Annotated in this window: 22 protein-coding genes and 1 pseudogene; 9 read left to right on the top strand and 14 right to left on the bottom strand. The window is 63.0% G+C overall.

The window, feature by feature from the left end:
- Positions 1-26: 26 nt before the first annotated feature.
- Genes GGC64_RS27875 through GGC64_RS27860 form a run of 4 tightly spaced genes read right to left on the bottom strand, consistent with a single transcriptional unit; the run spans position 27 to position 4,256 of the window.
- Positions 27-1,259 (bottom strand): class I SAM-dependent methyltransferase, encoded by a 1,233-nt coding sequence (locus GGC64_RS27875; RefSeq protein ID WP_192725969.1) that lies wholly within the window; start codon positions 1,257-1,259, stop codon positions 27-29.
- Positions 1,256-2,050: a glucose-1-phosphate cytidylyltransferase gene (rfbF, locus tag GGC64_RS27870; protein WP_192725802.1), complete on the bottom strand. Its 795-nt coding sequence runs from the start codon at positions 2,048-2,050 to the stop codon at positions 1,256-1,258. The genes GGC64_RS27875 and rfbF overlap by 4 nt, the downstream gene beginning before the upstream one ends.
- Positions 2,047-3,228 (bottom strand): DegT/DnrJ/EryC1/StrS aminotransferase family protein, encoded by a 1,182-nt coding sequence (locus GGC64_RS27865; RefSeq protein ID WP_192725801.1) that lies wholly within the window; start codon positions 3,226-3,228, stop codon positions 2,047-2,049. The genes rfbF and GGC64_RS27865 overlap by 4 nt, the downstream gene beginning before the upstream one ends.
- Positions 3,225-4,256 carry an NAD(P)-dependent oxidoreductase gene (locus GGC64_RS27860; protein ID WP_192725800.1) on the bottom strand — a complete coding sequence of 344 codons (1,032 nt, stop codon included), beginning with the start codon at positions 4,254-4,256 and terminating at the stop codon, positions 3,225-3,227. Before GGC64_RS27860 ends, GGC64_RS27865 begins: the two co-directional genes overlap by 4 nt.
- Positions 4,257-4,819: 563 nt before the next feature.
- On the opposite strand from GGC64_RS27860, the gene rfbA reads away from it, so the two are divergent.
- Entirely contained in the window at positions 4,820-5,707 is an 888-nt protein-coding gene (rfbA, locus tag GGC64_RS27855) for a glucose-1-phosphate thymidylyltransferase RfbA (protein WP_192725799.1), read from the top strand.
- 249 nt (positions 5,708-5,956) lie between these two features.
- Positions 5,957-6,301 (top strand): annotated as a pseudogene (locus GGC64_RS27850) (metalloregulator ArsR/SmtB family transcription factor); the annotation flags it as partial.
- Between the two features lie 79 nt (positions 6,302-6,380).
- Here the strand turns inward: GGC64_RS27850 and GGC64_RS27845 are convergent.
- On the bottom strand, positions 6,381-7,895 hold the full coding sequence (locus GGC64_RS27845; protein WP_225952485.1) for a sugar transferase: 1,515 nt from the start codon (positions 7,893-7,895) through the stop codon (positions 6,381-6,383).
- 462 nt (positions 7,896-8,357) lie between these two features.
- Positions 8,358-8,906 carry a dTDP-4-dehydrorhamnose 3,5-epimerase gene (rfbC, locus tag GGC64_RS27840; protein WP_192725966.1) on the bottom strand — a complete coding sequence of 183 codons (549 nt, stop codon included), beginning with the start codon at positions 8,904-8,906 and terminating at the stop codon, positions 8,358-8,360.
- Positions 8,907-9,357: 451 nt separating this feature from the next.
- Here rfbC and GGC64_RS27835 point away from each other — a divergent pair, with 451 nt between their 5' ends.
- Together GGC64_RS27835 and GGC64_RS27830 are read left to right on the top strand one after the other, a co-directional pair.
- Positions 9,358-10,026: a TetR/AcrR family transcriptional regulator gene (locus GGC64_RS27835; RefSeq protein WP_192725798.1), complete on the top strand. Its 669-nt coding sequence runs from the start codon at positions 9,358-9,360 to the stop codon at positions 10,024-10,026.
- 58 nt (positions 10,027-10,084) lie between these two features.
- On the top strand, positions 10,085-10,741 hold the full coding sequence (locus GGC64_RS27830; protein ID WP_192725797.1) for a ScbR family autoregulator-binding transcription factor: 657 nt from the start codon (positions 10,085-10,087) through the stop codon (positions 10,739-10,741).
- Positions 10,742-10,757: 16 nt separating this feature from the next.
- Here GGC64_RS27830 and GGC64_RS27825 read toward each other — a convergent pair whose 3' ends face one another.
- The 6 genes from GGC64_RS27825 to GGC64_RS27800 all read right to left on the bottom strand — a co-directional run bounded on the left by GGC64_RS27825 (position 10,758) and on the right by GGC64_RS27800 (position 20,547).
- Positions 10,758-11,159, bottom strand: coding sequence for a PAS domain S-box protein (locus GGC64_RS27825; RefSeq protein WP_192725796.1), 402 nt, complete (start codon positions 11,157-11,159; stop codon positions 10,758-10,760).
- Between the two features lie 113 nt (positions 11,160-11,272).
- A complete protein-coding gene (locus GGC64_RS27820; protein ID WP_192725795.1) occupies positions 11,273-15,229 on the bottom strand; it encodes a diguanylate cyclase domain-containing protein in 3,957 nt (1,318 codons plus the stop codon).
- 359 nt (positions 15,230-15,588) lie between these two features.
- Complete coding sequence (locus GGC64_RS27815) at positions 15,589-17,793, bottom strand: acyl-CoA dehydrogenase (protein WP_192725794.1); 2,205 nt, start codon at positions 17,791-17,793, stop codon at positions 15,589-15,591.
- A 44-nt stretch (positions 17,794-17,837) separates the two neighbouring features.
- Positions 17,838-18,797, bottom strand: a complete 960-nt coding sequence (locus GGC64_RS27810) for a 2-hydroxyacid dehydrogenase (RefSeq protein WP_192725793.1) — start codon at positions 18,795-18,797, stop codon at positions 17,838-17,840.
- Positions 18,773-19,915, bottom strand: coding sequence for an alpha/beta hydrolase (locus tag GGC64_RS27805; RefSeq protein WP_192725792.1), 1,143 nt, complete (start codon positions 19,913-19,915; stop codon positions 18,773-18,775). Before GGC64_RS27805 ends, GGC64_RS27810 begins: the two co-directional genes overlap by 25 nt.
- Positions 19,912-20,547 carry a TetR/AcrR family transcriptional regulator gene (locus GGC64_RS27800; protein ID WP_192725791.1) on the bottom strand — a complete coding sequence of 212 codons (636 nt, stop codon included), beginning with the start codon at positions 20,545-20,547 and terminating at the stop codon, positions 19,912-19,914. The genes GGC64_RS27805 and GGC64_RS27800 overlap by 4 nt, the downstream gene beginning before the upstream one ends.
- A gap of 76 nt (positions 20,548-20,623) precedes the next feature.
- Between GGC64_RS27800 and GGC64_RS27795 the strand changes: the two genes are divergently transcribed.
- The 3 genes from GGC64_RS27795 (at position 20,624) to GGC64_RS27785 (ending at position 22,970) form a co-directional block, all read left to right on the top strand.
- On the top strand, positions 20,624-21,205 hold the full coding sequence (locus tag GGC64_RS27795; RefSeq protein WP_192725790.1) for a VOC family protein: 582 nt from the start codon (positions 20,624-20,626) through the stop codon (positions 21,203-21,205).
- Positions 21,206-21,213: 8 nt separating this feature from the next.
- Entirely contained in the window at positions 21,214-21,762 is a 549-nt protein-coding gene (locus tag GGC64_RS27790) for a hypothetical protein (protein ID WP_192725789.1), read from the top strand.
- A gap of 560 nt (positions 21,763-22,322) precedes the next feature.
- The gene (locus GGC64_RS27785) at positions 22,323-22,970 is read left to right on the top strand and encodes a hypothetical protein (protein ID WP_192725788.1); all 648 of its coding nucleotides are present in this window, start codon (positions 22,323-22,325) and stop codon (positions 22,968-22,970) included.
- On the opposite strand, the gene GGC64_RS27780 is transcribed toward GGC64_RS27785, so the two are convergent.
- Positions 22,958-23,584: a TetR/AcrR family transcriptional regulator gene (locus GGC64_RS27780; protein ID WP_192725787.1), complete on the bottom strand. Its 627-nt coding sequence runs from the start codon at positions 23,582-23,584 to the stop codon at positions 22,958-22,960. The genes GGC64_RS27785 and GGC64_RS27780 overlap by 13 nt on opposite strands.
- Positions 23,585-23,666: 82 nt before the next feature.
- Between GGC64_RS27780 and GGC64_RS27775 the strand changes: the two genes are divergently transcribed.
- Complete coding sequence (locus tag GGC64_RS27775) at positions 23,667-24,566, top strand: oxygenase MpaB family protein (protein ID WP_192725786.1); 900 nt, start codon at positions 23,667-23,669, stop codon at positions 24,564-24,566.
- Here the strand turns inward: GGC64_RS27775 and GGC64_RS27770 are convergent.
- Positions 24,563-25,153, bottom strand: a complete 591-nt coding sequence (locus GGC64_RS27770) for a class I SAM-dependent methyltransferase (protein ID WP_192725785.1) — start codon at positions 25,151-25,153, stop codon at positions 24,563-24,565. The genes GGC64_RS27775 and GGC64_RS27770 overlap by 4 nt on opposite strands.
- Before the next feature lie 48 nt (positions 25,154-25,201).
- On the opposite strand from GGC64_RS27770, the gene GGC64_RS27765 reads away from it, so the two are divergent.
- Positions 25,202-26,095 carry a class I SAM-dependent methyltransferase gene (locus GGC64_RS27765; protein WP_192725784.1) on the top strand — a complete coding sequence of 298 codons (894 nt, stop codon included), beginning with the start codon at positions 25,202-25,204 and terminating at the stop codon, positions 26,093-26,095.
- Positions 26,096-26,102 lie beyond the last annotated feature (7 nt).

Genomic DNA, 26,102 nt, shown 5'->3' with positions numbered 1-26,102 from the left:
TCATGCGAAGGTCGTAATCGTGGTGATCACCCGAGAATCGCCAATTCGGGGATGGGAACTATGAATTGGGCGCCCCATTCGCGGACATAGGCCATCTCGCGCATGATTTCGTCCTTCAGATTCCACGGCAGGATCAGTACGTAGTCCGGACGGGTCTCGCGGATGTGAGAGGGCGGGTAGATCGGGAGGTGTGTACCCGGCAGGTAGCGACCTTGCTTGTGCGGGCTGCGGTCAACGGTGTATTCGATGAGGTCATCCCGAATACCGCAGTAGTTGAGCAAAGTGTTGCCCTTGGCCGGTGCACCGTATGCCACTGTGGAATAACCGAGGTCGCGAGCTTCGATCAAAATTCTCAGCAGGCTGCGTTTCACGCCCTGCACACTTTCGGGATAGCCGAGGTACCCGTCGAGGGTGTCGAGGCGTGCTGCGCGCTCGGCTTCTTCTACGTCGCGGACTCGACCGGTCGTCTGATGTCCGTCGAAGTCTCTGTGGCAGGCGTAGATTCGCAACGATCCGCCATGGGTATCGATCTGGTCGACGTCGAAGATGCGCAGGTTGTTTGAATCGAAGACGCGGGTCACGGTCAATAGCGAAAAGTATGAGAAGTGTTCGTGGTAGATGGTGTCGAACTGGTTCTGCGTGATCAATTGCAGGACGTGCGGAAACTCCATGGTGATCACGCCGTCCTCGGACAGCACGATGGACATGCCCGCGACGAAATCGTTCAAGTCGGGCACATGCGCGAGCACGTTGTTACCGATCAGCAGCTTTGCTCTGGTACCACGAGCCGCGAGTTCGCTCGCGAGATCGGAACCGAAGAACATTGTCTCTGTCGGTATCCCGAGCCGGCGCGCCTCCTGCGCAACATTCTCTGCCGGCTCGATGCCCAGTGACGGAATTCCCTCGGCGACAAAATTCCTCAGCAGGTAACCGTCATTACTCGCGATCTCGATGACCTGTGTCGATTGATTCAGCGAGAAGCGAGCGATCACGTCCTTCGCGTAGGCTCGAGCATGTTCCAGCCAGCTCTGCGAGTAGGACGAGAAGTATGCGTAGTCATTGAAAATCGTGTCGGGCGCCTCGAATTCGCCTACCTGCACCAGCAGGCACTCCGAGCACACATGCGCGTGCAGCGGAAAGAAGATCTCAGGCTGATCCAGCTGTGCTTCGGTCAGGTACGAGTTCGCCAGCGGTGACATACCCAGATCGCAGAACGAGTGTTTGAGCGGCAACCCGCAGTGCCTGCACCTCCCCGTCACCGGAGTGATCCGATCGGGGCGTCGGACCAGATCTTCCACGGCGCCTTGCCGTCGTTCCACAAGTTGTCGAGATTGATCTTGTCCCACAGGGTGTCCATGCCCATCCAGAAACCGTCGTGGCGATATGCGGACAGCTCGCTGTCAGCGGACAGTCGGTTCATCGGCGCCTGTTCGAAAACTGTTTCGTCGCCGTCGATGTAGTCGAGGATCGAAGGAGAGGCAACGAAGAATCCGCCATTGACCCAGCCGCTGCTGCCCTGCGGCTTCTCTGCGAATCGGGCCCGGCAACCGTCCTCGAGATCCAGGGTTCCGTAGCGACCCGGTGGTTGAACGGCGGTGACTGTCGCAATCGTTCCCGTACTGCGATGGAAGTCAACGACTTTGCGGACATCGAGGTCGGTGACGCCGTCGCCGTAAGTGAACGTAAATGTTTCGCTTCCGATGTGATCTCTGGCTCGTAGCAGTCGTCCGCCGGTCATGGTGTTCGCACCGGTGTCGAGCAGCGTGACTTTCCATGGCTCGGTATTGGACTGCAGTGTCGTGACAGTGTCAGCGGCGAGGTCGATCGTCACATCGGAGGAATGAAGGAAGTAGTTCGCAAAGAACTCCTTGATCATGTAGCCCTTGTAGCCCAGCAGGACGATGAACTCGGTGATCCCCGCGGTGCCATAGATTTTCATGATGTGCCACAGGATCGGGCGCCCCCCGATCTCGACCATGGGCTTGGGTCGGCTCTGGGACTCTTCGCTGATCCGGGTACCGCGTCCGCCGGCAAGAATTACAGCCTTCATCTATCGCTCCTTGCTGAGGTGAGTAACTCGCGTAAACAGGTGCACACACGATCGACCTGGGACTCGTTCAACATCAGGGCCGAGGGGAGATTGATCGATCGAGCGGCGATGTCGTAGGCGACAGGATTGCGGTCGGGTGCGCCGAACACTGTGTCGTATCCGGCGAATGCGCTCAACGAACTCAGCGGCGGAAGGAACGGGCGGGTATCTACGCCATGCAGGTCGAAGTACCGCATCATCTCCTTGGTCGAGAGTTGATATGAGCGGTCGACGACGAGGTTGACCATCCAGTACGTGTTCATGACGTCCGGGGTGTGGTGATTGAGGTTGATGTCGGGTATGTCGGCCAACCGCTCTGAGTACCAGCAGAAGATCTGCTGCTTCTTCTCCAGTAGTTCATCGATACGGGAGAGCTGGGCCCTTCCGAATGCCGCCTGCAGACTGCTCATTCGGTATTTGAAGCCGATCTCGTCAGTCGTGAACAACCGATGATTCGCCGTGCTCCGGCCGTGATCACGCATGGTCGCCACTCGCGAGAACAGGTCACTTCTATTCGTGACGACCATTCCTCCTTCGCCGGTGGTCATCGTCTTGGTGCCGTGGAAGCTGAATATGGCGATATCGCCAAGGGTGCCTGCGGGAGCCGTGTGCCATGTGGCACCGATTGCCTGGGCGGCGTCCTCGATGATCGGAATGCCTTGGGCGAGTGCACCGATCGCGCTCATGTCGGGAATGGCCCCGTACAAATCGACGGTCACGATCGCTTTTGTCCGCGCGGTGATGCACTGTGCGAGCGACAGGGGGTCCAAGCACCATGTCGTACGGTCGACATCGGCGAAGACGGGGGTGGCGCCGAGGTACACAATCGGGGCGGCGCTCGCCACCCATGTGGTTTCGGGCACGATCACCTCGTCGCCCGGGCCGATATCCAGTGCGAGCATTGCCAAATGCAATGCCGAGGTTCCGTGTGGCACCGCCGCTGCATGTTTGACTTCGAGGTATTGCGCGAACTCCGACTCGAACAGGTCGACCGACTGTCCCGCGGTGCCGTACCAGTCGTTGGCAGCCGCTTCTGCGACGTAGCGCACCTCGAGATCGGTGACCCAGGGGCCGGCAACCGGAATGCGCTCCGCAGCCGTCGGATTGCCGTTGACCGCTACCGTCGCATCGATGCTCATCGCCGGGCGACCTGTCGCAATTCGAGATCGAGGTCGCCGCGGTCGATGAGCGCTCTGATGGTGCGCAGACGAAAGTACGTTGGGCCCGCGAAGTCATCGGCCGTCATTCCGGCCCGTACGTATGCGGCCAATAGTTGTTCGATGCCTTGCCGCACAGTCCACCGGGGCCGGTAGCCGGGTATCGCGCGCTGTATCTTGCCGAAATCGACGCGGTAGTCCCGAATATCGGAAGTGGCTCCCGCTGCACAGCTGACGCTGACGCCGGGCATGACCGCCGCGACGAGGCTGGCCACATCGCGCACTCGGTAGTTCTCGCCGACCCGGCCGACGTTGAATGCCTGGTTGTGGATCACGTCGCGGGGAGCGACCAGTACTTGGCCGAAGGCCTGCGCGATGTCCAGAATGTGGACCAAAGGCCGCCAGGGTGAGCCGTCGCTCTGCATGATCACCTCGCCGCTGGTCACCGCGTGGCCGACGAGATTGTTGACCAATACATCCGCCCGAAGACGACGCGAAACGCCGTATGCCGTCGCGTTGCGTAAGTACACGGGGGAGAATTTCTCGTCAGCCATCGCTGACAACGCGCGCTCGACGTCGACTTTGGATTCGCCGTAAGGAGTGACGGGGTCGAACGAAACCCCCTCGTGGAGTTCCATGTCGCCGCCCCGGCCGTACAAGCTGCATGACGATGCGAAGAGGAATCGCTTTACCCCAGCGTTTTTCGCCGCTCGAGCGAGGTTTATTGAGGCGTCCCGGTTAATGGCGTAAGTCAGCAACGGATTGAGATCTGCAAGAGGATCGTTGGACAACGCGGCAAGGTGGATGACCGCGTCGAAACCAATCAAGTCGGCGACGGTCACGTCGCGCACATCGACATCGAGTGTCGGCACCGGGTCAGGCGCGGCGAGGAAGTTGCATTCGCCGTAGAGATCCGTGTCGAGACCGATGATCTCGTGGCCAAGATCGGCCAGGTAGGACGTCATCTCCACGCCGATATAGCCGAGGTGCCCGGTGATCAGGATCCGCATGCGGCGTCACGCATCGGGATGTGGCGGGGGGCCGGGAGGTGGCCGGCACTGGGGCGGAGCCGACCACCTCCCGCTCTTCCCGCGGGGGGCCTGAGTAGCAGACAGCTATTCATTCTTGATTGTCCAACCTCGTTCATCTGCCGACATTTAGGTGCACAGATTACTTTGCTGACGTTGAGAAACAAGCTTTGCGAATCCCTTTGCAATCCCTGTACGAGTTGGACGCACCTATGCCATGAATCTGGTAAAGCTGCGCAGGCCGTTGGTCGCGTCTAACGGCCGGAAGGGCACGGAAAAGACCAGTTAGTAGCGGCAGGTGTACGTGGTTGCGAAAATTGAAGATCGGCTACGTAGTGTATTGCGCTGGCAGATCCCGTCGCCGTGAGCGTCAATACGCACTACCACTCTGGCCACATCAACACCAGGCATTCACAACCGTTATAGCGTTTGCCAGAAAATTGGCAAAGGTCCCGTCTCATCGTTACCAAGAGTTAACCATCTGATTCTGCGGCAAATTGGAATTCGGCTGGCGGAAACTCGGAAGAGTCGTCACACTGCTGGATATGCGCGGGATCATCCTCGCCGGTGGAACCGGCTCACGACTGCACCCCATCACCGTCGGCACAAGCAAGCAGCTGTTGCCCGTATACGACAAGCCGATGATCTACTACCCGCTGTCGACGTTGATCCTTGCCGGCATTCGCGACGTGTTGATCATCACCACGCCGACGGACGCCGCGGCATACCACCGGCTGTTAGGGGATGGCGCCCAGTTCGGGATCTCGATCACTTATGCGATTCAGTCCGTCCCTGACGGGCTGGCGCGCGCGTTCGTACTCGGTAGGGATCACATCGGGACCCAATCAGTCGCACTAATGCTCGGCGACAACATTTTCAACGGTCCCGGACTCGGATCACGGCTGAGTCGGTTCAGCGAAGTCGACGGCGGGGTCATCTTCGCCTACCGCGTGTCAGATCCGGGGCGGTACGGCGTGGTCGAGTTCGACGATCGGAGCCGGGCGGTGTCTTTGGAAGAGAAGCCGAAGGTGCCCCGGTCGGAGTATGCGGTGCCGGGGCTGTACTTCTATGACAACAACGTCGTCGACATCGCTGCCGGCCTTTTGCCCTCCGATCGCGGGGAGTACGAGATCACTGACGTCAACCGCGCCTACCTCGAGATGGAAAAGCTCTCCGTTGAGGTGCTTCCCCGCGGCACCGCCTGGCTTGACACCGGCACCTTCGATTCATTGCTTCAAGCCGCGAACTACGTTCACACGATCGAGGAGCGACAGGGCCTGAAGATCGGGGTGCCTGAGGAGGCTGCCTGGCGGCGGGGTTTCATCAGCGACGACGAACTCCGGGAGCGTGCCGAGCTCCAGTACAAGTCCGGATACGGTCGTTACCTGCTCGACCTCCTCGACGGCGTGGTTTCCCGGCCTGTGCCCGCCTGACTGGTAGCCGGCCCCGAACGCGAACACAACCTGTTCCCGTAAATGGGCACTCGTCAGCAACGCCGTTCAAAATCAACGGAAGCGTAACTACGGTCACGTCAATATATATGTGCAGCAAAGGGCTTTTAAAAAAGTCAAAAGGTATCTAAAGTGCGTTAGTAACCGACGCTATGCATGTTAGGCCGGGCGTAATCACTCCGGCTCCCCGGGAATCCTGGGGGCGCGGTGACGAGAACGGAGGAACACCCAGTGCCAGTCGCCGATACTGCAGGACCCCTGCATTGCACTCCAGTCGCCGCAGGTCCGGTCAGCGATCTCGCCGCAACGGAAATGGCGTTTCGGCTCAGGGTGCTGAGCCATCCGGTGAGGATCAAGCTGCTCTCGATGTTGTTCGCCGCCGCGCGCGGTGAGGAGTGCGGCCGCGTGCTAGCGACCGCGACCGGTCTGCCCGAGACGACTATCAGCCACCACCTGCGACAGTTGCGCCACGCCGGCTTCATCGACTCTCGGCGCCGAGGAATGCATGTTTACCACCGACCGCATCCAAGGGCGCTCAATGCGCTGGCCGCAACGCTGGATCCCGATGCCGAACGCGAATCCGACATGCCTGATTCCGGTGGCTGTACGCATTCGGAGGATTGTCGACTGCGGACATGACGCGCATGGCAGCCTGTCAGTAGGCGCCGGCGCCGTTGACGACTACCCGCAATGTCTTGGCCACGATCACCAGATCGCTGAGCATTGACCAATTCTCGACATACGACAGGTCGAGGCGCACCGAGTCTTCCCACGACAAGTCGGACCGGCCGCTGACCTGCCAAAGCCCTGTAATGCCCGGCCGGACAAGCAATCTGCGTCTGACGAGGTCGTCGTAAGTGTCGACCTCGCGGCGCAGCGGCGGACGAGGACCGACCACGCTCATGTGTCGCATCAGCACGTTCATGAACTGAGGTAGCTCGTCGATGCTGAAACGGCGGATGATGCGGCCGACATTCGTGACGCGCGGATCCTGCCGGATCTTGAACAGCACGCCCCCGCCGCACTCGTTGAGCTCCGCGAGGCTTTCGAGCTGGGCCTCGGCGTCGATTACCATGCTTCGGAATTTGATGATGCTGAAGGGCTTGCCGTCCAACCCGATACGTTCTGACCGGTAGAACACCGGACCTCTGCTCGTGAGCTTGATAGCAATGGCAACAACGAGCAACACAGGCAGGGATGCGATGAGAACGATGGTTGCGAAGCATACGTCGAATGCGCGCTTCTGAAAGCGTTTGGCGCCGTTGTAACTTGGCCGGTGAACGCGGATCAGTGGGAGCCCCGCTACCGGCCACATCGTGAGCCTCGGTGCCGCGACGTCGTCCACGCCGGGCGAAACCAACAGATCAAGACCGAGGGCATCAAGGCGCCAGGACAGATCGCGAATTCCCTCTGGCCCAAGGTGCTCCGTCGCTGTCAGGGCCACAGTGTCGGCACGAGTCTGTGCGACTACGGACTCGATGCAGTATTCATCGCCGCAGATCGGCAACGACGAACGGCCGGGTACGTCGATGGCTTCGAGGGCACTGCCTCCCGGCACGCAGACGCCCACGATTCGGCAGCCGTGGCTGGGCTGGCGCGCCAGAGATATGGCCAACGCACGCACGGCACGCGGGTCGCCGACGACCACGATCGCCGACATGCATCTACCGTTGCGGCGTTGCGCTGCGATCCAGCGACGCCAGAGATTTCGGCTCAGTAGCAGCGCGCAGACGCCGAGCGGCAGTGCCAGGCCCAGATAACCTCGCGCCACCTCCGGACGGACGAAGACAAGGGCGGTCGCGGTGATTCCGACAAAGGTAAGCGTTGCAGATAGCACACGGCGATACTCTTCGGCTCCCGCGCCAACGATTCTCAGCGACCGGGTGCGGTACACAGACAAGAAGCCCAGCCATGTCATCGCAATGACCAAAGAGATTGTCGTGTAGTAGAGCCAGACCACGGCGGGCACCGCGCCGGGCAGCAGGGCGAGGCGCACCCATTGGGCGGCTAGGACGCAACTGACGATCACGGCCGTATCCGATACGACTAGCACCCTGCGGTACCACGTCTGCCATGGCGGTCGCGACCCATGCTGCGCCGCGAAAGCCGGCTCCGGCCCAGATGCCTTCTGGGCGCGTCCCATTGGACGTAACGCAGGAAGTGTGGCCATCTTCCCGTCCTTTCACAATCGCGCTCATGTATCTGTCGGCACCGCGGCGGGAGGCGCAAGCCTATCGACGCAGCGAACCGAGAAGATTTGCAGACCGCCTTTGGGCCCGTCGTCCACTACATAGCTCCGGACTCTCAAGGGGGCGCGTTGATTTCCTGAAGTCAGCACCGTCTGGAGAATTTCCGTCGTCTCCGGCAGGGCGTCCGAGGGCAGTCATTGTTGCGCATTTCCTCCCAGTGTCAACGCAATTCGCGTCGTCGACGCCACCCCCTGGCGACTGAACCAGCCACGGCGATCGCGATCTCAGATCGCTGTTGTGGCCGATTAGAACGCGACACTACCAATTGACGTGGATTGCACAAGCTTTGCTAACGGGCATGCAACCGCTGGCGGAGGTTTTCCGGAGCAAAGGTTGGAATCACCGAACCCGACGTAGGACGCTGCGTCGTACCGGCGGCGGGCTCATCGTGACAGGCAGCCGACTTCGGCGAGCAATGGCCAGTTCATGTCCTTTTCGGAGATGACGGTTATCGGGAGAGGCCACGGAATGCCGAAAACCGGTTCATCCCAACGGAATCCCTCTTCACTGGCAGCGTCATAGGGGCCGCTGACCTGGTAGATGACCTCAGTGTCATCGGCGAGGGTCTGAAAACCGTGCGCGACGTAGGGTGGCAGAAACAGAGCGCGCCGGTTCTCGGCGGTCAGTTCTACTGTGACCCGCTCTGCGAAGTTCTCGGAGTCTGCCCGAACATCCACGGCGACGGCGAAGATTGCCCCGCGCGTACAGCGCACGAGCTTTGCTTCCGCATATGGTGGCACCTGCCGGTGTAGGCCGCGAAGCGTGCCGCGGGCATGGTTGTAGGCGTAATTGACTTGAGCGACAGTCGAATCCAGACCGTGTTTGGCAAATTCGTCGGCGCAGAACGACCGCGCGAAAAACCCGCGCTCGTCATTGTGAGGCTCAATGTCGACGACAGTGACTCCGTCGATGTCGGTATCGGTGTACTTCAACGTGGCCTCCAGCACGGATGACTTACGGTCTATCCGGTCTCGAGCAGGCACGCCGATGGTCCGCTGTCCCCCTCCAAGGGCACCTACTGATATTTTTCACTCGTGCAAATTATGATTCGCGGATCATGTTCCGCGCCTCTTTGTCACCTTCTGAACCGACTCCAAGTTCAGTAGTACGCGATGCTACATACCTTTGTTATGGTTTGGGAAGCCTTACCGCATAACAAGTACGTCAAATTTGCCGTTAGTTCATTTGGAGTTCAGCGCGCTGACGTCGACTTGAGTCGTTCATTCCACCGTGAAGCGGATGCCCGGCCTGCAACAATCGGTAGCGAAATGTCTCGCCGAGTGGGTGGTGCCATTCAGCAATGGCAGAATCCTGCTCACACCTGTGTGCTGCGGCCCCGAGGCTTGCCGGCATAGCTTTCCGGATTGCTGGATCGAGGCCGTAGTGACTGACCAGACCGACCGGCGCGCGGATTCGGCTCGCGCTCCACTGGTGCGCGCCGCGGCGCAACAGTTCGCTCACAAGCCTTACAGCCTGGTCAACCTGGATGATGTTGTTGCCGCCGTGGACGTCACTCGCGGCGGTATGTACTTCCACTTTCCCTCAAAGCAGGCGCTGGCGATCGCCGTCATCGATGAGGCCGACAAGCTGGGCCGCGAAGCTGCGGCCGGTGTGCTCGCCAGCAAGCTTTCCGGGCTGGAGACGTTGATCGATCTTTCCTACCTGGTCGCGGTGCTGGACCTGAGCGACGAGATGGCCCGCGCCGGCCTGTACCTGCTCGAGTCCATCGGTCGGGCCGACGGAATCGAGGAAAGAAGCCTGCGCGAACTCGTCAACGCACTCAGTCAAATCGCACGGCGCGCAGTCGACGAGGGTGACATCGCCGCAGGACGCGATCCAGACGACGTCGCACGGTTGCTGGTGTCGATGTATATAGGTGTTCGCCACACCAGCGATCTCGACGCCCCACGGCAGTTCCTACTCGACATCGAGAAGGCATGGAACTTGCTGTTGCCAGGATTCGCCAATCCCGAGCGGATGGGTTACTTCCAACAATTCGTCCATCGCCGGACCGCTGTGGCGCTGGGAAAGATGACACCGCCGAATTGCTAGCCATGCTTCTGGCGGGTCGCATGCGTATTCGTCGCACCGGGGAGGGACGCCTATGACTATGCGTCAAGCTCGGTCCGAGGTGACCCGCCGCAAGATCATCGACGCCGCAGCAAGTTTGTTCAACGACATCGGCTACAGCAACGCCGGACTCGGCGACATCGTCGAACACGCCGGACTGACCAAAGGTGCTCTTTACCACCACTTCAGTTCGAAGGAAGCGCTGGCGGCAGCGATCATCGACGAGGGATCCGACATCCTGCTGAAGACATTTCAAAGCATCAGTCGATCGCCCGCGCCCGCGCTGGAAAGCATCATTCACGGCGTCCTCGTGGTTGTGGAAATGGCCAACGCCGACAAATTGGTGCGCATGGGTGCGGTGCTGCTGCGAATCTTCGCGAAGTTCAGCGATGTGAGCACGACCAACTATGGTGCTTGGCTCGCAGAGATGGCGACACAGACTCGGCGAGCGCAAAGCGAGGGCGACCTGCGCGCTGACATCGACGCACAAAAGGCAGCCGAATTCATCATGAGCGCGCTGCTCGGCGCCGAGCTCGTTTCGAACGCCTTGTCGGGTGGTGCGGACGCGCTGGAGCGCGTCACGGAAACGTGGGAGCTTCTGCTCCCAGCGGTGGCCTCGGAACAGTCACTGCCGTACCTACGCGAATACCTTGGCCGAGAATCGACGCGCCGTCATAGCCGGTCGGCGTCGACTTAGGGCAACCCCCTCGCGGTCAGCGCCCCTGGTTCCATAGTTGTTCGGTCAAATCGTGAAACGTCGCCAATGCCAGCGGGTCGTCATCACGCATCAGCGCCGACTTGCTCATCCGCGCTCGCACCAGCGAACCATCCGCGTGCATCAACTCAACAAGTTGGTTTGCATACTTGCGCACCACCGAAATAGGCGACGCATCCGTCGGGAACAGCCAGAAGAGTTGAGAAAAGTCCATCGAGGTCAATGTTTCGGTGGAGTAACCGACCATCTCGGCGAATGCCTGGTTGGCGAACAGTATCCGGCCGTCTCGAGCAATCGCTAGGGATGGCACTGGAATTCGCTCGAGCACCAGTCGAGCGGGCATCTGGTCGAGGGTCGCGTCGGGCGGACGTACCAGTTGGCGCTGCGTTCGCCGGTCCATTTTGGAATTATGACCGACGGCGGGGGTTTTGTCAGTTTTGACGAAGGCGCGTGAGCAAACGATCAGGGGTCGCCGCCTTCGAATCGGGCTAACTAGACGGCCGAATGGTTCAGTTACTTCGCTCGCGCCGACGACAGCGCCGAGGGATGGGCGATGAGCCAGCGGCGAAAGTCGTCGGAGGACAACGGCGGGCTGTGCACATTGCCCTGGGTGATGTTGCAGCCGTACTGGCGCAGCGCGCGCAGGGTGGCGGTGTCCTCCACTCCTTCGGCCACGAGGTCCGCTCCGAGGCTGTGTGCGAGTGCCACCGTCGAACGCACGATCGCGATGGACCTGGGATCGAGTGCCAGCCGCGCGACGAACACCCTGTCCAGTTTGAGTTCGTCCACGGACAGATCCTGTAGTCGCGCCAATGACGACCACCCGGTCCCATAGTCGTCAAGCGAGAGTCGGGTGCCCAGGCGCCGCAGGGCCGCCACCGTATTGCGCGCCCGCTGCGAATCGGTCGTCAGCGTGCTTTCGGTGATTTCCAGGATCAGCGATTCCGGGGGTAAGCCGTTGCTACGCAACAATTGCGCAATCGTGTCGACCAACCCCAGGTCAAGCAGGTTCGTCGTGGACAGATTCACGGCGACCGTCAGCGCGATATCTCGGTCGCGCCAGGAACGGATCTGCGTCAGCGCCATGTCGAGCACACGGGCCGCGACAGGGCGCATCAGCCCGGCATGTTCTGCCGCCGGTAGGAATTGATCGGGCAGCAGCAATCCCCGGGTCGGATGACGCCAGCGCACGAGTGCCTCGACACTGTGCACGCTGTCATCGCGTGCGTTGATCTTGGGCTGGTAGTAACACGTCAGCTCGCCCACATCGCGGCCGCCGTCGCGCCGCGAGTCGGCCGTTGAATCGTTTGGTGCATCGGTGGAGAGGGTGCTGCGAAGATCAGCGATGAACTGGCCGTCGCTGTTGGTGTGCAGTTGGGCGACTGCGTTGTAAACGGCAATACGGCTCGTCGTCGTCTTTGCGTGAGACATCGCCATCTCGGCACATGTCAGCAACTCCTGCGGATGCGCGCAATTGTCGGGCCATAACGAGACTCCGATGCTCGCGTCGACCTGGACCGTGATGTGATCCAGCGCGAACGGCGCGCGCAGCGCGTCCATCAGTGCACCGGCCTGGGCTCGGGTGGTGGTCAAATCAGCCTGGTGGAGCAGGACTGCAAATTCGTAGTCACCGACACGCGCCACCAGATCCGCTTGCAGTACCGACTGCGACAGGCGGTTCGCGATACGACACAAGAGTTCGTCGCTCACATAGCGGCCGAGGGACGAAGTGATTTCGTGGAACTGGTCCAAGGACAGCAGCACAAGCCCGAGCTTTGCGCCGCGACGATCCCACCTGGGTGTGTCTGGCTGGTCGAACGTTGCGGCAGTCAACGCGGTGGCGACGGCAAGCCGGTTGGCCAGTCCGGTCAGCTGATCGGTCATCGTTTGGTGGTGGCTCTCAGCCAGCGCACTGACGTCGCGGAACGTCACCGCGAACCGGGCGGCAACCGCGGTCAGGCTCAACGCGGCCAGCACCACTGGCAGGCGCTCGTCGTCGGCAACGACCGTTACCCCGAGGGCAACGATTGTGCACACCACCGGAAGAAGCAAGGGTGCCCGCCCAGCGGCGGGTCGCTGGGCTATCTGGGTATCCGGCACCCACGCCGATGCTGCTATCAGCAGGAAGGCGCTCGGCCAGCACGCATCGATCCAGGTCCCTTCTAAATACGAACCCCTCGCTGTCTCGAATAGGTAGATCGTGTCCGCGATGACCCACAGCACGAACCCCGCTAACAGCAGCGCCCACCGCCGCTCGGTGCGCCAGCCCAAGATGGCAAGCGACCCGGCTGTAAGCGCTGCCAACAACAAGCCGCCCGCCGGGTAAGCGATCCCGATGAGGACCGTTGCCAGCGAGCCCGTGGTTGCCGGTCGCATAGATCCCAATGCCAACGCGGCGGCGACCGCGGCGACGGTGAGGCCGACCACTACCGCGTCGAGGCGGATCGCGGGTGGCAGGTACCGCAGTCGCTGACGTATCAGGAGTGACAACCCGGTGAATACAAGCGGGTAAAACGCCAAGAACAGCGGGTCGGCCAGGGACGGTACCTGCCCCTCTGGCACCCACAGCGCGTACACGATGGTTGCCAGCCCCGTGGCTGACATGCCCGCGGCGATGAGGAGCCAAGCCAAGCGCTCGCCGGCGACTCGCCACGCGCGGGCGGCGACTATTCCTGCCGCAGACAGCAGCAGCGCCGATTCCAGCCAACTATCCAGCAGCACAATGCGGCCCGGTCGCTCGCGCAGCACTGTCGAAAGCGCGAACATCGCAACGCCTGCCAGCACCACGCCCAGCGCAAGCCGCATCATCGGTGGGGGCCACATCTGCTGCTCCGGGACTGGCTCCGGAGGCTGTTCGGCCACCTTCTCGGCACTGTCAATCGCCGTGGAATCGGTGTCGGGAGTGGCCGGCGGGTCGACGAAAGTCGGGGATCGCGTGGGTAATTCATACGGGTCGGGCAGATCGGGCACGAAACTGCGCAGACACCCACCGCCGTCGCGCTTGGCCGCATACATAGCCAGGTCGGCCTGCCTGATGAGACTGCTCACACTGGTCCTCGGCATGTCAGCGGTGGCCATCGTCAGCCCGATGCTTGGCCGCACTGGCAATGCGACGCCGTCGACCACGATCGGTTCGCCGAACGCGTTGAGGATTCGCTCTGCGGCCGCGACAGTGTCCTCAACGGGACCCTCGATCAGTATTGCGAACTCATCGCCGCCGAGCCGGGCGACGGTGTCGGTGTTGCGCACGCTCGCCGACAGGCGGTCGGCGACCCGGACCAGCAGCTCGTCACCGGCTGGATGACCGAGTTGGTCATTGACGGCCTTGAAGCCGTCAAGGTCCAGGCACAACACGGTGAGGGTGAGCGGTTCTCGCTGTTGACGCTTCAGCGCCTGTTCGAGGTGATCGATGAAGAGCGCGCGATTGGCAAGACCGGTCAGTTGATCCGCGAACGCCAATCGTCCGACATCGGACAGCAATTGTTGATTCTCCGCAAGCGCGACGAATTGGCGCGTCAATACGGCAATGACGAGGAGCAGCACAACGGCGGCGAACGGAAGTGAATTGAGTCCGGGCAGAATCTTGGCCATCGCGACAGCAGCGGCTAGAACGAGCGGCAAGTACGGCAGCCATAGTCGCGCACGGGGTGGGATGACGGACCGGGTCCGCTCCTGCGGGGACTCTCCGATGCTGCGCAGCGCGGCCAGACCCAGCACACCGCATCCGGCCATCCAGCCGAGGTCAATGAGATTTCCGGTGTAATAGTCGTCCACCGCAGTCAGTCCGGTGAAGACACTGTCGGTCAAAGCGACGATGATCAGGCCCGCGAGGAGAAGACCGATGCTGGGCCGGTATGCGACGACGGCACTGGACCACGCGATCGTGATGACCACGACATCGGCGATGGGGTAGGCCAACGACACGGCGAGTGCCAAATGAGAATCGCCACCGGCGTGGAACACGCCTTCAATGACGCTGACCCACGACACCAGAAAGAGAGAAGCCGCGACAATCACGCCGTCCAGGATCAGCCGGACGCGCCACCGATTTGTGCCTGCGGTCGACAGCAACACCACAGCTACTCCGGCGCCGACCGGATACATCAGATAGAAGACGTCGGCCAACGACGGCGACGGAGATTGTTCGTAGCGCAGCACCACTTCGTAGTAGCCCCAGATGGATTCGCCGATAGCCCAAGCGAACAGGCCGAATGCCATTGCCCGCCAGCCGTTTCGGGCTCGTCCATTCAGCGAGCGCACAGCCCAGACCGCGCAGGCGGCTGCGAACAAAATCCCCAACAACGAACCGACGTCGTCGACCACTCGGGTCGCGAATGCGCCACCCCACTTTTGCCACAGCCACAGTGCGGTGACAATCAGCGCGCCGAAGTAGGCGGCGGCGACAATACGCAACCTGCGCGCTGGCACCGCCGAGCGAGTCACTGCCGAGGGATCTCCCCGAGGCTCCATCGCCACCCCTCGCCACCACGCTGCGGGCCAAGCCAGCAACTTCTTTAAAGATCAGTGCCCAATCATAGATGTTCTAATTGGGGATGATGCACACTAATAGCCCGAACGGCACCAACAAGCACCAAACTCTCAGAGTAACGTGCTGTCCCAGCGCTTCTGGGAGGTAGCTGGGGGAGCGAATTGCATGTCGACGAAGCGTGAATCATCGCGATGGGTGGCTAACGAGCGCACCTTTGCTTCGTGGTTACGTTGCCCAACCCGTCCAGCTATCACATCGGTAGGACGTAACCGACGGTCAATCGGTTCCGTGCATGATATCGGCGCAGCGTCGGACCGAGGTCACGCACGAAACGGGTGTCCTACGGGTCGCGCGGCAGTCCAAGCAGTCGCTCCGCGATGATGTTGAGCTGTACCTCCGACGTACCGCCGTAGATGGTGGTGGCCCTGCTGGCCAGCAGCATCTGCGCCCATTGACCGGGAAGCTGGTCGGGATCGCCGATCGCGCCGTCGGTGCCGAACGAGGCCACCGCGAATTCTGCGTAGCCCTGGCCGGTGCGCATCGAAAGCAGCTTGGAGATCGCGGCGGCGGGCATCGGGTCACCGCCTGCCAGCGTCAGCAGCGTCGAGCGCATGTTGAGCAGCTTGGCCGCGTGCCCTTCCGCGATCAGCCGGCCGGCGTGGTTCTGGTCGATCTGATCGAAGTGGCCGTCGCGGATGAACTCCACGAAACCGTTGAGGTTGGCCAGGAACGGCGCCTCACTGCTGCCGATGGAAACCCGCTCGGCCGTCAACGTGGTGCGGCTGACCTCCCACCCGCGGTTCACCTCGCCGAGCACCAGGTCGTCGGGAACGAACACGTCATCGATGAACACGGTGTTGAACATCGCGTTCCCGGTGAGCTCGCGCAGCGGTTTGACCTCGACGCCCTCGCTGGACATGTCGAGCAGGAAGTAGGTGATGCCGCTGTGTTTCGGAGCGCTGGGGTCCGTCCTCGCCAACAGCATGCCCCACTGGGACAACTGGGCAGCGGTCGTCCAGATCTTCTGGCCGGTGATCCGCCAACCGCCGTCGACCTTGGTGGCCTTCGTGGTGAGGCTGGCCAAGTCCGAGCCAGAGCCCGGCTCGGAAAACAGCTGACACCAAATCATTTCGCCGCGCAGGGTCGGCGGCAGGAAGCGCTGCTTCTGCTCCTCGGTGCCGAACGCCACGACCGACGGAATCAGCCAGGCCGCAATGCCCATGTTGGGCCTGCGCACCTTCCCTGCGGTGAATTCCTGAGCGATGATGATCTGCTCGACGGGACTCGCCGCGCGCCCCCATGGCTTGGGCAGGTGAGGCACCACCCAACCGCCCTCGGCAATCGCGATCGTGCGCTCCTCACGCGGAATCGCTTTCAGCGCTGCGACTTCCGCACGAATCTCGTCACGCAGCTTCTCGGTGTCCGGATCGAGGTCGATGTCGATCTTGCGCAGTCCGGTGCTCGTCGCGACGTCGACCACTTGCTGCGGGTAGTCCGCGGCGCGGCCGAAGCAGGCGTTGACCATGATCGCGCGGCGGTAGTAGACGTTGGTGTCGTGCTCCCAAGTGAAACCGATGCCGCCGTGCACCTGGATGCAATCCTGCGTGCAGTGCAGCGCCGCAGCGGGGGCGAGGGTCGCAGCCACAGCGGCGGCGAACTCGAAACCGCTTTCCTCTGAGCCGGTTTCGCGATATTCGTCGATGGCGCGAGCGGCGTCCCACACCGCTGCGGTGGCCCGCTCGGTATCGGCGATCATCTCGGCGCACTTGTGCTTGATGGCCTGGAACTGGCCGATGGGCCTGCCGAACTGCTCGCGAATCTTGGCGTACGCGGAGGCGGTGTCGGTAGCCCACCGTGCGACGCCGATGGCCTCCGCGGACAGCAGCGTTGACATCAGCGCCCGCGCCAGGGTCCGGCTCAGGTTGCTCAGCACGCGGTCATCGGCGACCTCGACGGCGTTGGCCCGCACGTGAGCCAGCGGGCGCAGCGGATCAACGCTGGCCACCGGCTCGATCTCCAGTTGGTCGGCGTCCAGCACCACCCACTCTTCACCGCTGTCGATCGCGACCGGGAGCACCAGCACCGACGCCTGCGCAGCGGCGGGCACCGCCCGCACCTCGCCCCGGATGACCAGCCCAGCCGATCCAGCTTCGCCGTGCCGGGTGGCCGTCAGTCCGGAGTCGATCGCGTACGCGGCGATCAAGCCGCCCGACGCCAGGTCGTTGAGCAGCTTCGCGTCGGGATCGTTGGCCGCGATCAGCGCGCTGGCGATCGCCGAAGGGACGAACGGACCGGGCACCGCGCCGTAGCCGAACTCGGCCAACACGATCGCGAGTTCGAGAATGCCGAAGCCTTGACCACCAACGGATTCGGACAGGTGCACGCCTTGCAGACCCTGCTCCGCGGCGGCCTTCCAATACGGCGGCGGGTTCGGAATGGGCGTCTCGAGCGCTTCGTGCAGCACCTCCGACGGCGCCACGCGCGCCACCAGGGACCGCACCGAATCGGCCAGGTCGTTGTGCTCAGGGGAGATCGCGATGGGCATTGCGTCGTTGCCTTTCCCAATTAACCGGTCGGTTGGGAGCCAGGTTACTCGTTGATGACGTTGACCATCTTCCGGCCGTCCCTGATCCGTCGGCAGTTGTCCACCGCATGTTCGAGATAGCGCCGCATCGTGTCGGCGGTATACCAGGTGACATGTGGAGTGAGCACGACGTTGTCCAGCGTGGGCAGGGGATTGCCCGCGGGTATCGGTTCCACGGCGAAGACGTCCAGACCCGCCGCGGCCAGCGCGCCGCTGCGCAGCGCGTCGATCAAAGCGTCCTCGTCGACGACGCCGCCGCGCGAGGTGTTGACGAGCACCGCGTCGGGTTTCATCAGGGCCAGGGCGGCCTGGTCGAGCAGGCCGGAGGTCTTCTCGGTCAGCGGTAGGTGCAGCGAGACGATGTCGCTTTCGGCGAGCAGATCCGGCAGCGGGCGCCAACCGGGGTGGCCGTCGTCGCGGGTGCTGGTGTGCAGCGTATGGGCGCCCATCGCTGATACGAATTTCTCGACAGTCTTCGCGATGTTGCCGTAGCCGACCAGGCCGACCGTGCAGCCGCCGATGTCACGCACTGTTTCGCCGAGGCTCGGGTCCGACGGCCAGCCGTTGCCCTCGCGGGTTGCGCGGTCTAGTGCGGGCAGCCGTCGCAGCGCGGCCAGCATCAGCAGCACGGCGCCCTCAGCCACCGACGGCGCATTCGCACCCGGCATGTTCGCCACCGCGATGCCCAACCGCGTCGCGGTCTCGACGTCGATGGTGTTCACCCCGGCGCCCATCTTGTGCACCAGCTTCAGGTTGCCCGCCTTTTCGAGGTCTGCGCCGGAGATCGGCCGCAGCACGTGCCAGATGACCTCGGCCTCGGTCAGCTCGCGATAGAAGGTGTCGTCGTCGTCCTCGGCGCAGTACCGGATGTCCAACCAATCCGATTCTGGGGCAAGGAATTCGGTGACCTTGGCGCCGGGAACGAAGTGCGCGAGAACCCTTAGCGCCACCGCTTCGCGATCCACTTGGCGATCGTATCGGCCTTCTCGCTGCGCGCGCCGGGGGTGGTGAAGTAGTGATCGGTGTCGATCGAGGTGCGGGACTTGTCCTTGCTGGCCAATGCGTCGTAGATGCGCTGCGCGTCGCTGGGATAAACCCCGGTGTCCTGTTCGGCGTTGATCACCAGGGCCGGGCAGTCGACGCGCGCCAGGTGCGGTTCGGCGCGGGTCTGGGCATGCCGAAGACTCCACATGCCCAGCCAGTTGCGCAGTGTGCACGCCGCGGCGATGCCGTGCGCCGACCGGTTGGCCTTGACCGGCGGTCCCGCGTAACACATGTTGGCCGGGCGCTTCGTCGGTTCGAGCGTCGGATCGACCATCCGCGGGTCCGCCCACGTCCGGAGCACGGTGAACGGGCGATCGGAAAAGCCCGCGGCGTGCACTCGTTTGAGTTCGCTTTCAGCCCAGTCGGTGATCGCGTGGTTGCGGGCGACCTGCGCCGAGCGGTAGCGCTCGATGAAATCCTTCGAGTACGGGGGGCCGTTGGCGTTGTTGAACAGGTCCAGGGCGGGATCGCTTGCCAGGGCATCGTTTTCGTCGACCACCGAGGCATCCATCCAGGCGGTCAGCACGTCGGGGCGGCCGGGGTGCGCGGCGCTGGCCACGTAGCCGTCGGCGGGAGGCAGGTCGGTGAGCCCGGCAGCGGGCCGCATGCCCGGCAACGGCGTGACATGTGCGTCGACGGCCTGGGCCTGATAGGCGGCCATCAACGAGCCACCGCCGGAATTGCCGAGCAGGATAATGGTTTCGACGCCTTGAACCTCGCGCAGCCAGCGCACGCCGACGCCGATGTCGACCAAGGCGTGGTCGAGCAGAAAGCTGCTCTCATATCCGCGGTAGCGGGTATTCCACCCGAGGAATCCGATGCCCCGGGTGGCCATGTAGTCGGCGAGGTAATGCTCGGAGAAATCGATCTGGTAGTGCGTGGCGATCATGGCGACCTTCGGCTTGCGCCCGACGCCGCGGTGGTACAGCCCCTGACACGGATGCCCTCCCGAGCCGGCGCGTCGCGCCGTCGGCGAGTCCATTCCGACGAATTCTCTTGTGACGCCCGGTGTTCCGCTCGACGTCGAGGTTTTCGTCATGTCAGGCCGGCCTCCTTGTGATAGATGGTCCGGTAGAAAAAGTTGGCCAGCGTGGTGACGCACGCGGTGTCGTCGACGGTTGCCGTTGCCGTCCTGCCGGACAGTTGCGTGTAGCAGAACTGGTTGAGCATCGAGACCATCGCCACCGCCATCAGATGCGGGTCATCCTCTCGTGCGCAGAAGCCCTGCCGCTGCGCCTGCTTCACCATGTGGGTGATCAATTCAATTGGTAGCGCGCAGATGTCAGCCCAATACCCGGCGAAGTCGTCGCTGACCATGGCGAGTTGCGAGACGCTGATGATCTCGGCCAACCGGTTGCGGTAGGTGTTCCAGTGCGCGGCCGCGGCCTCATACGAGCGCTCCCAGTTGGTCAACCCGGGATCGGCCGCTGCGCGCGATCGTTCTCTTGCCTCGTCGCGGAACCGGACGGCCCACTCGCGGACCATCGCCTCCTTGGAGTCGTAGTAGTTGTAGAACGAGGCCGTGGACTTACCCGCTTCGGCGGCGATGTCCGAAATCGTCGTGGCCAGAATGCCCTTGCGCGCGATCACCGCCCGCGCCGCCGCGTCGATCGCGGCCTGCGTCTGCCTGCCGCGCAGCGTCGGCAATTGTTCGCGGGGACTGACGGTCACTGGGCTCCTCGGCCGTTGATCGAAACTGAATCTGATGTTAGATTCAGATTTCGAGCTTGGCTAGAGGAGCAGCGACGTGATCAAGCCAAACAATCCCAATTCCGAATTCGAACTCGGCGGCATCAACCATGTGGCGCTGGTCTGCTCTGACATGGAGCGCACCGTCGACTTCTACAGCAATGTCCTTGGTATGCCGTTGATCAAGTCCTTGGATCTGCCAGGAGGCATGGGACAGCACTTCTTCTTCGATGCGGGCAATGGCGACTGCGTGGCGTTCTTCTGGTTCGCCGATGCGCCCGATCGCGTGCCGGGCGTTTCGTCGCCCGAAGCGATTCCGGGGATCGGCGATATCGTCAGCGCCGTCAGCACGATGAACCATCTTGCGTTCCATGTGCCTGCGGAGAAGTTCGATGAGTACCGGCGGCGACTGAAGGACAAGGGCGTGCGCGTCGGTCCGGTGCTCAACCACGACGAGAGCGAAGCGCAGGTGTCGGCGACCGTGCACCCCGGCGTATACGTGCGATCGTTCTATTTCCTCGACCCGGATGGCATCACGCTCGAGTTCGCCTGCTGGACCAAGGAATTCACCGACAACGACACCCAGACGGCGCCGAAGACCGCAGCGTATCGCCGGCCTCGAGTGCCCGTCGGGCACTAACCGGCGCTATGCCTGACGGCGCGCTGTCTGACGCCCAGATCGCCGCGATGTCGGCGGCCGAACGCCGCGAGCTGATCAGCCGGCTGGAACGCCCGCTCGGTGAGCTCCTGCCCGCCTCGGAGCTCGCGAGGTTACGGCGGGTGCGCCTGGTGGTGATGTTCGGCGCGGTCATCGGGCTGACGCCGTGGATCGGTTACTTGGCAATCACGTTGCCGGACAAGTACATCGCGTACAACTGGCTCACGACGTGGGTGGGCTTCGACGCGCTGATCCTGTTGTTCCTGGCCGCGACGGCCGTGCTAGGCCTGCTACGTCGACAGCTGCTCGTGCTGACCGCATTCACCACCGGCATCCTGTTGATCTGCGACGCGTGGTTCGACCTGATGACAGCAGCTCCCGCCGATCGGTGGCTGTCGGTGTTGACAGCCGTGGCCGGGGAGTTGCCGCTGGCGGCAGTGCTGATCACCGGGGCGCTACGCATCCTTCGACTGACTGCCACCCGGCTGTACGTGCTCGATCCCGGGATGCCGCTGTGGCGAATCCCGTTGCTGCCATGAGGGCGGGCCTCTGCGCTGACCAGAGAACTAATAGCAAATCTGTTGACCTTTGCTAGAAACTTGGCAAAGGTTGACGACTTTCGGAGGTCGGCGCACGCTGATTACATTTGAACAGTATTGATACGTCCGAACGCGGAGCTGAACCTCATCGGGAGCTGGCCAATAATAGTGTGCTGTGTGATGACCAGCACACTATCACTCGAACATCGATGGTCCGCGGTACCTCGCTGCGTGGGCGAGTGGCGGCGGGCTGCACTGAGGCAATCGAGTCGTCCGGCGCCCTGGGGTCGCCGCCTCCACGCCGAGCTGTTCGGGAGATGCTGCAGCAGGGCTACCAGGGTGTCAGGCGGCGGGCATTCTTCGCTCAGCGCGTGTTGTCGTCCCCGTGGTCACGGGGCGACGACCGCTATGACGCTCTCCGTTCTCGTCATGCCGACAACCTGCCGTCGGTGTCGCCACAGCACAGTGGTGTCCTTGCCGACCTCCGTGGCGCCGGGGTCGCCATCCGTACTCTGGCGCTACCGCCCGCAACGCTTGAATCGGCAAGTCGCTTCGTATGCTTGCTGCGCTCCAAGCAGACCAACGAACCATGTGCGAAGACGACATCTCGCGAATTGGCATGGGACCCTGAGCTATTCCTGTGGGGGTTGTCCGAGGATCTCCTCGACCTGGCTGAGTGTCACATCGGGCTGCCTCCGCGGTACCTCGGCGTCGAAGTCAAGCGCGAGATCGTGAACCCTGCCGCCGGACATAGTCACGCGGCCGTTCGCCGGTGGCATCTCGATCATGAAGATCGCAGGATCCTCAAGGTCATCGTCTATCTCAGCGACGTCGACAAGACGTCAGCACCCTTCGAATACCTCGACCTCGCGACCTCGAAAGCCTTTTTGGGCAAGCGAGGTCGCCCCTTCCGTGCTGTGCACCTGGACGAGGCGGTTCGTCGGGAGGTACCCGTGGTCATGCGCAGGCAGGTGACCGGTCCAAGGATGACGACCATCTACGTCGATACGGGTCAGGTGCTGCACCGCGTCGTCTCCCCGGTTGAGTCCGAGCGCTACTCGGTCACCTTCGCGTACTGCAGCAGAAGCCCGCATCTGACCTACTCCCAGCTGATGCTGCCCGATGCCGCGCTGCGCGAGTTGTGCAGCCGTCTTTCTCCGCGACAACGGGAAGCGTTGTGCGGTAAACGTCTTGGTCAGGACTGGTAGAGATCTGGCACTGCCAGGCCGTCGATCATCGCGGCCAGCTGGTCGACGAGCTGGTCATTGGTGAGGGCGATGTCGCCCTCCATCCACGCCGTGACCATCTGTGCCACGCCGCCGACCACGAAATGCGAAGCGGCCTTGACGCGGTCAGTGTGCTGCGCGCCGAGGGTACCGGCATGCTGGAACGTCAGCAGCGCCATCAACGCGAACGACTCAGTGCGCTTGCGCGCCACCACGGGATTGGACAGCTGCGAGCTGAACACCAGACGACCGACCCGGCTGTCAGCGGCGATCGCCCGCACGATGTTGGCCATGCCTGCCCGGCTCTGTTCGGCCAGCGGCGCGGACGCGACGGCGGCTTGCGTCGTCGCCGCGATATCGGCGATCACCCAGTCGAACACCGCCGCGATCAGGTCGTCCTTGTCGGTGAAGCTCTCGTAGAAATAGCGCAATGCCACGCCCGCGCGACCGCAGACGCCGCGGACCGTCAGCTCTGACAAGTCGGTGTCAGAGCCGAGGATGTCCAGACCGGCTTCCAGGAAGCGTCGGCGGCGCTCGGCAACCCGGTCAGCCGCTTCGACGCCGCGGTAGGGCCGCACTTGAGCCATCGGATCCATCTTGACACCGCCGAGGTCGGGGGAGCAATATATCTGGAAACAGATGTTCTCACATTTGTCTACAGCGTCTCTAGGTGGGTCAATGACGATCAGTGAGCCGGTGCAACACCATGTCGAGCGGCCAGTGAGCGAAGCCGCGCTGGCCGTACCGAAACCGCGCCGCCGCGGCGCCAGCCTGGACGACGGGCTGATGGGAGTGGCGCTGCTGGCCGGGCCTGCCAACGTGATCATGCAACTCGCGCGCCCCGGCGTCGGCTACGGCGTGATGGAGAGCCGTGTGGAGAGCGGTCGCGTCGACTTGCACCCGATCAAGCGCGCGCGCACGACGTTCACCTATCTTGCGGTTGCACTCAACGGGTCGCCCGAGCAGAAGGCGGCCTTCCGGCGCGCGGTGAACCGGGCGCACGCACAGGTCTATTCGACCGACGAAAGTCCGGTCAAATACCACGCCTTCGACAAGGACCTCCAGCTGTGGGTGGGTGCCTGCCTGTACAAGGGCGCGGTCGACATCTATCGGTTGTTCGTCGGCGAGATGGACGAGGAGACCGCCGAGCGCCATTATCGCGAGGGGTTGCCGCTCGGTACCACGTTGCAGGTGCCAGAAGACATGTGGCCCAAGGACCGCGCCGCATTCGACCGGTACTGGCGCGAGTCGCTGGAGCAGGTGCACATCGACGACGCGGTGCGCGAATACCTATGGCCGATCGCGGCGGGGCGGGTCCGCGGCGTCACGCTGCCGACGCGGGTACAGCGTGCACTGGACGACTTCGGTCTGCTGATCACGACGGGCTTTCTGCCGCAACGCTTCCGCGACGAGATGCAGCTGGAGTGGAACGCTGCAAAGCAACGCCGCTTCGATCGCATCATCGGCGTCCTTCGCTTCGCCAACCACCTGATGCCGAGCTTCATCCGCAAGTTTCCGTTCAACGTCTTGCTGAAGGATCTCGACTGGCGGATCCGGACCGGACGCCCGCTCGTCTAGGGCGCCTGCCACTTCACGAACACGCGGCCCAGTGCAAGTAGCGATACCTGGGCGCCGGGTAGTTCTGCGAAGACGTGACGGCGCAACTCTGCGACGGTGTCATGCGGCGGCCACACCGTCGGCGCGGAGTGCTCCCATTTGCCACGCACCCGGATCGCCACGCCGCGGATCACCAGTGTGGCCAGCGCCCATGGCAAGTGGCGCCACCCCGGCCTGGCGAAGGTGACCACGGCCAGTGTGCCGCCCTGCTTGACCAGTCCGCGCAGGCACGCCAGCGCCGCGCGGGTGTCGGCAACGTGATGCAGCATCGCGTTGGACACGACGGCGTCGAACTCGCCCAGCTCATCGGCGAGGGCAAGGACGTCGCCGTGCCGCCACGTCACGGGCGCGTCGGGGAAACGTTGCCTGGCGCGTCGCAGCACCGGCTCATCGACGTCCACAGCGACGACGTGTGGGACCCATTGCGAGAGCCGAGCGGCCAAAAAGCCGTCGCCACAGCCAACTTCGAGCGCCGACGAAGCGTGCGCAGGTACGCACTTTTCGAGTTTGCCGTCGTAGTGGATGTTGACGTTCCACGGTTCTGCCACACATCCAGTCTGGTCGCGATGTCAGGATGCGCGGGTATAACCGGGTACGTGCGTACCGAAAATGACAGTTGGGACATCCAGAGCAGTGTCGGCTCGACGGCGTTGTTCGTCGCAGCGGCGCGGGCTTTGGAGGCGCAGAAGCCCAACCCCGCGGCGGTGGACCCGTATGCCGAGGTGTTCTGCCGGGCCGTCGGCGGCGAGTGGGCCGACCTGTTGGACGGCGGTGCTCTCGAGCACCCGCTGAAGACCGAGTTCGGCGAGCACTTCGTCAACTTCCAGGGCGTGCGGACCCGCTACTTCGACACCTACTTCGAGGCCGCCGCCGCTGCAGGGGTTCGCCAGATCGTGCTGTTGGCCGCCGGCCTCGACTCCCGTGGGTATCGGCTGTCTTGGCCCGCCGGAACGGTGGTGTTCGAGCTGGATCAACCGCGGGTGCTCGAGTTCAAGCGCGAGGTGCTGGCGGCACACGGTGATGCGCCGACAGCGCAGCTTAAAGAGGTCGCGGTCGATCTGCGCCATGACTGGCCGCGAGCCCTGCGCGACAACGGATTTGACCCATCCACGCCGTCGGCTTGGATCGCCGAGGGCCTGTTGATCTACCTGCCCGCCACCGCGCAGCACCAGCTGTTCGCGGGCATCGACTCGCTGGCCGCAGCGGGCAGCCACCTCGCGGTGGAGGAGGCGGTGCCGCTGGACGCCGAGGTTTTTCAGGCGAAGCGCGAAGAAGAACGCGCCGCGGGCGACGAGGACACGTTCTTCAACCTCGTCTACAACGAGCAGCACGCGCCCGCGCACGAGTGGTTCGGTAGCCGCGGCTGGTGGGCCGTCTCCACGCCGTTGCCGTATCAGCTGCGCGCCTTCGGCCGACCGGTGCCGGCCCCTGACTCCGAGGCGGGCGTGATGACCGGCAACATCAGCCTGGTCAGCGCGATCAAAGACTGAGCCAGAC

It is taken from the genome of Mycobacterium sp. OAS707 (assembly GCF_014873705.1).
GTDB lineage: Bacteria > Actinomycetota > Actinomycetes > Mycobacteriales > Mycobacteriaceae > Mycobacterium.
Note: the sequence above shows the minus strand (reverse complement) of the source record. Positions and strands in the feature narration are given on the sequence as shown.

Excerpts from the sequence above, each read along its gene's own strand:
- rfbF (WP_192725802.1), bottom strand. The coding sequence starts at position 2,050 with ATGAAGGCTGTAATTCTTGCCGGCGGACGCGGTACCCGGATCAGCGAA.
- GGC64_RS27865 (WP_192725801.1), bottom strand. The coding sequence starts at position 3,228 with ATGAGCATCGATGCGACGGTAGCGGTCAACGGCAATCCGACGGCTGCG.
- GGC64_RS27860 (WP_192725800.1), bottom strand. The coding sequence starts at position 4,256 with ATGCGGATCCTGATCACCGGGCACCTCGGCTATATCGGCGTGGAGATG.
- rfbA (WP_192725799.1), top strand. The coding sequence starts at position 4,820 with ATGCGCGGGATCATCCTCGCCGGTGGAACCGGCTCACGACTGCACCCC.
- GGC64_RS27845 (WP_225952485.1), bottom strand. The coding sequence starts at position 7,895 with ATGGCCACACTTCCTGCGTTACGTCCAATGGGACGCGCCCAGAAGGCA.
- GGC64_RS27830 (WP_192725797.1), top strand. The coding sequence starts at position 10,085 with ATGCGTCAAGCTCGGTCCGAGGTGACCCGCCGCAAGATCATCGACGCC.
- GGC64_RS27825 (WP_192725796.1), bottom strand. The coding sequence starts at position 11,159 with ATGGACCGGCGAACGCAGCGCCAACTGGTACGTCCGCCCGACGCGACC.
- GGC64_RS27820 (WP_192725795.1), bottom strand. The coding sequence starts at position 15,229 with ATGGAGCCTCGGGGAGATCCCTCGGCAGTGACTCGCTCGGCGGTGCCA.
- GGC64_RS27815 (WP_192725794.1), bottom strand. The coding sequence starts at position 17,793 with ATGCCCATCGCGATCTCCCCTGAGCACAACGACCTGGCCGATTCGGTG.
- GGC64_RS27805 (WP_192725792.1), bottom strand. The coding sequence starts at position 19,915 with ATGACGAAAACCTCGACGTCGAGCGGAACACCGGGCGTCACAAGAGAA.
- GGC64_RS27790 (WP_192725789.1), top strand. The coding sequence starts at position 21,214 with ATGCCTGACGGCGCGCTGTCTGACGCCCAGATCGCCGCGATGTCGGCG.
- GGC64_RS27780 (WP_192725787.1), bottom strand. The coding sequence starts at position 23,584 with ATGGATCCGATGGCTCAAGTGCGGCCCTACCGCGGCGTCGAAGCGGCT.
- GGC64_RS27775 (WP_192725786.1), top strand. The coding sequence starts at position 23,667 with ATGACGATCAGTGAGCCGGTGCAACACCATGTCGAGCGGCCAGTGAGC.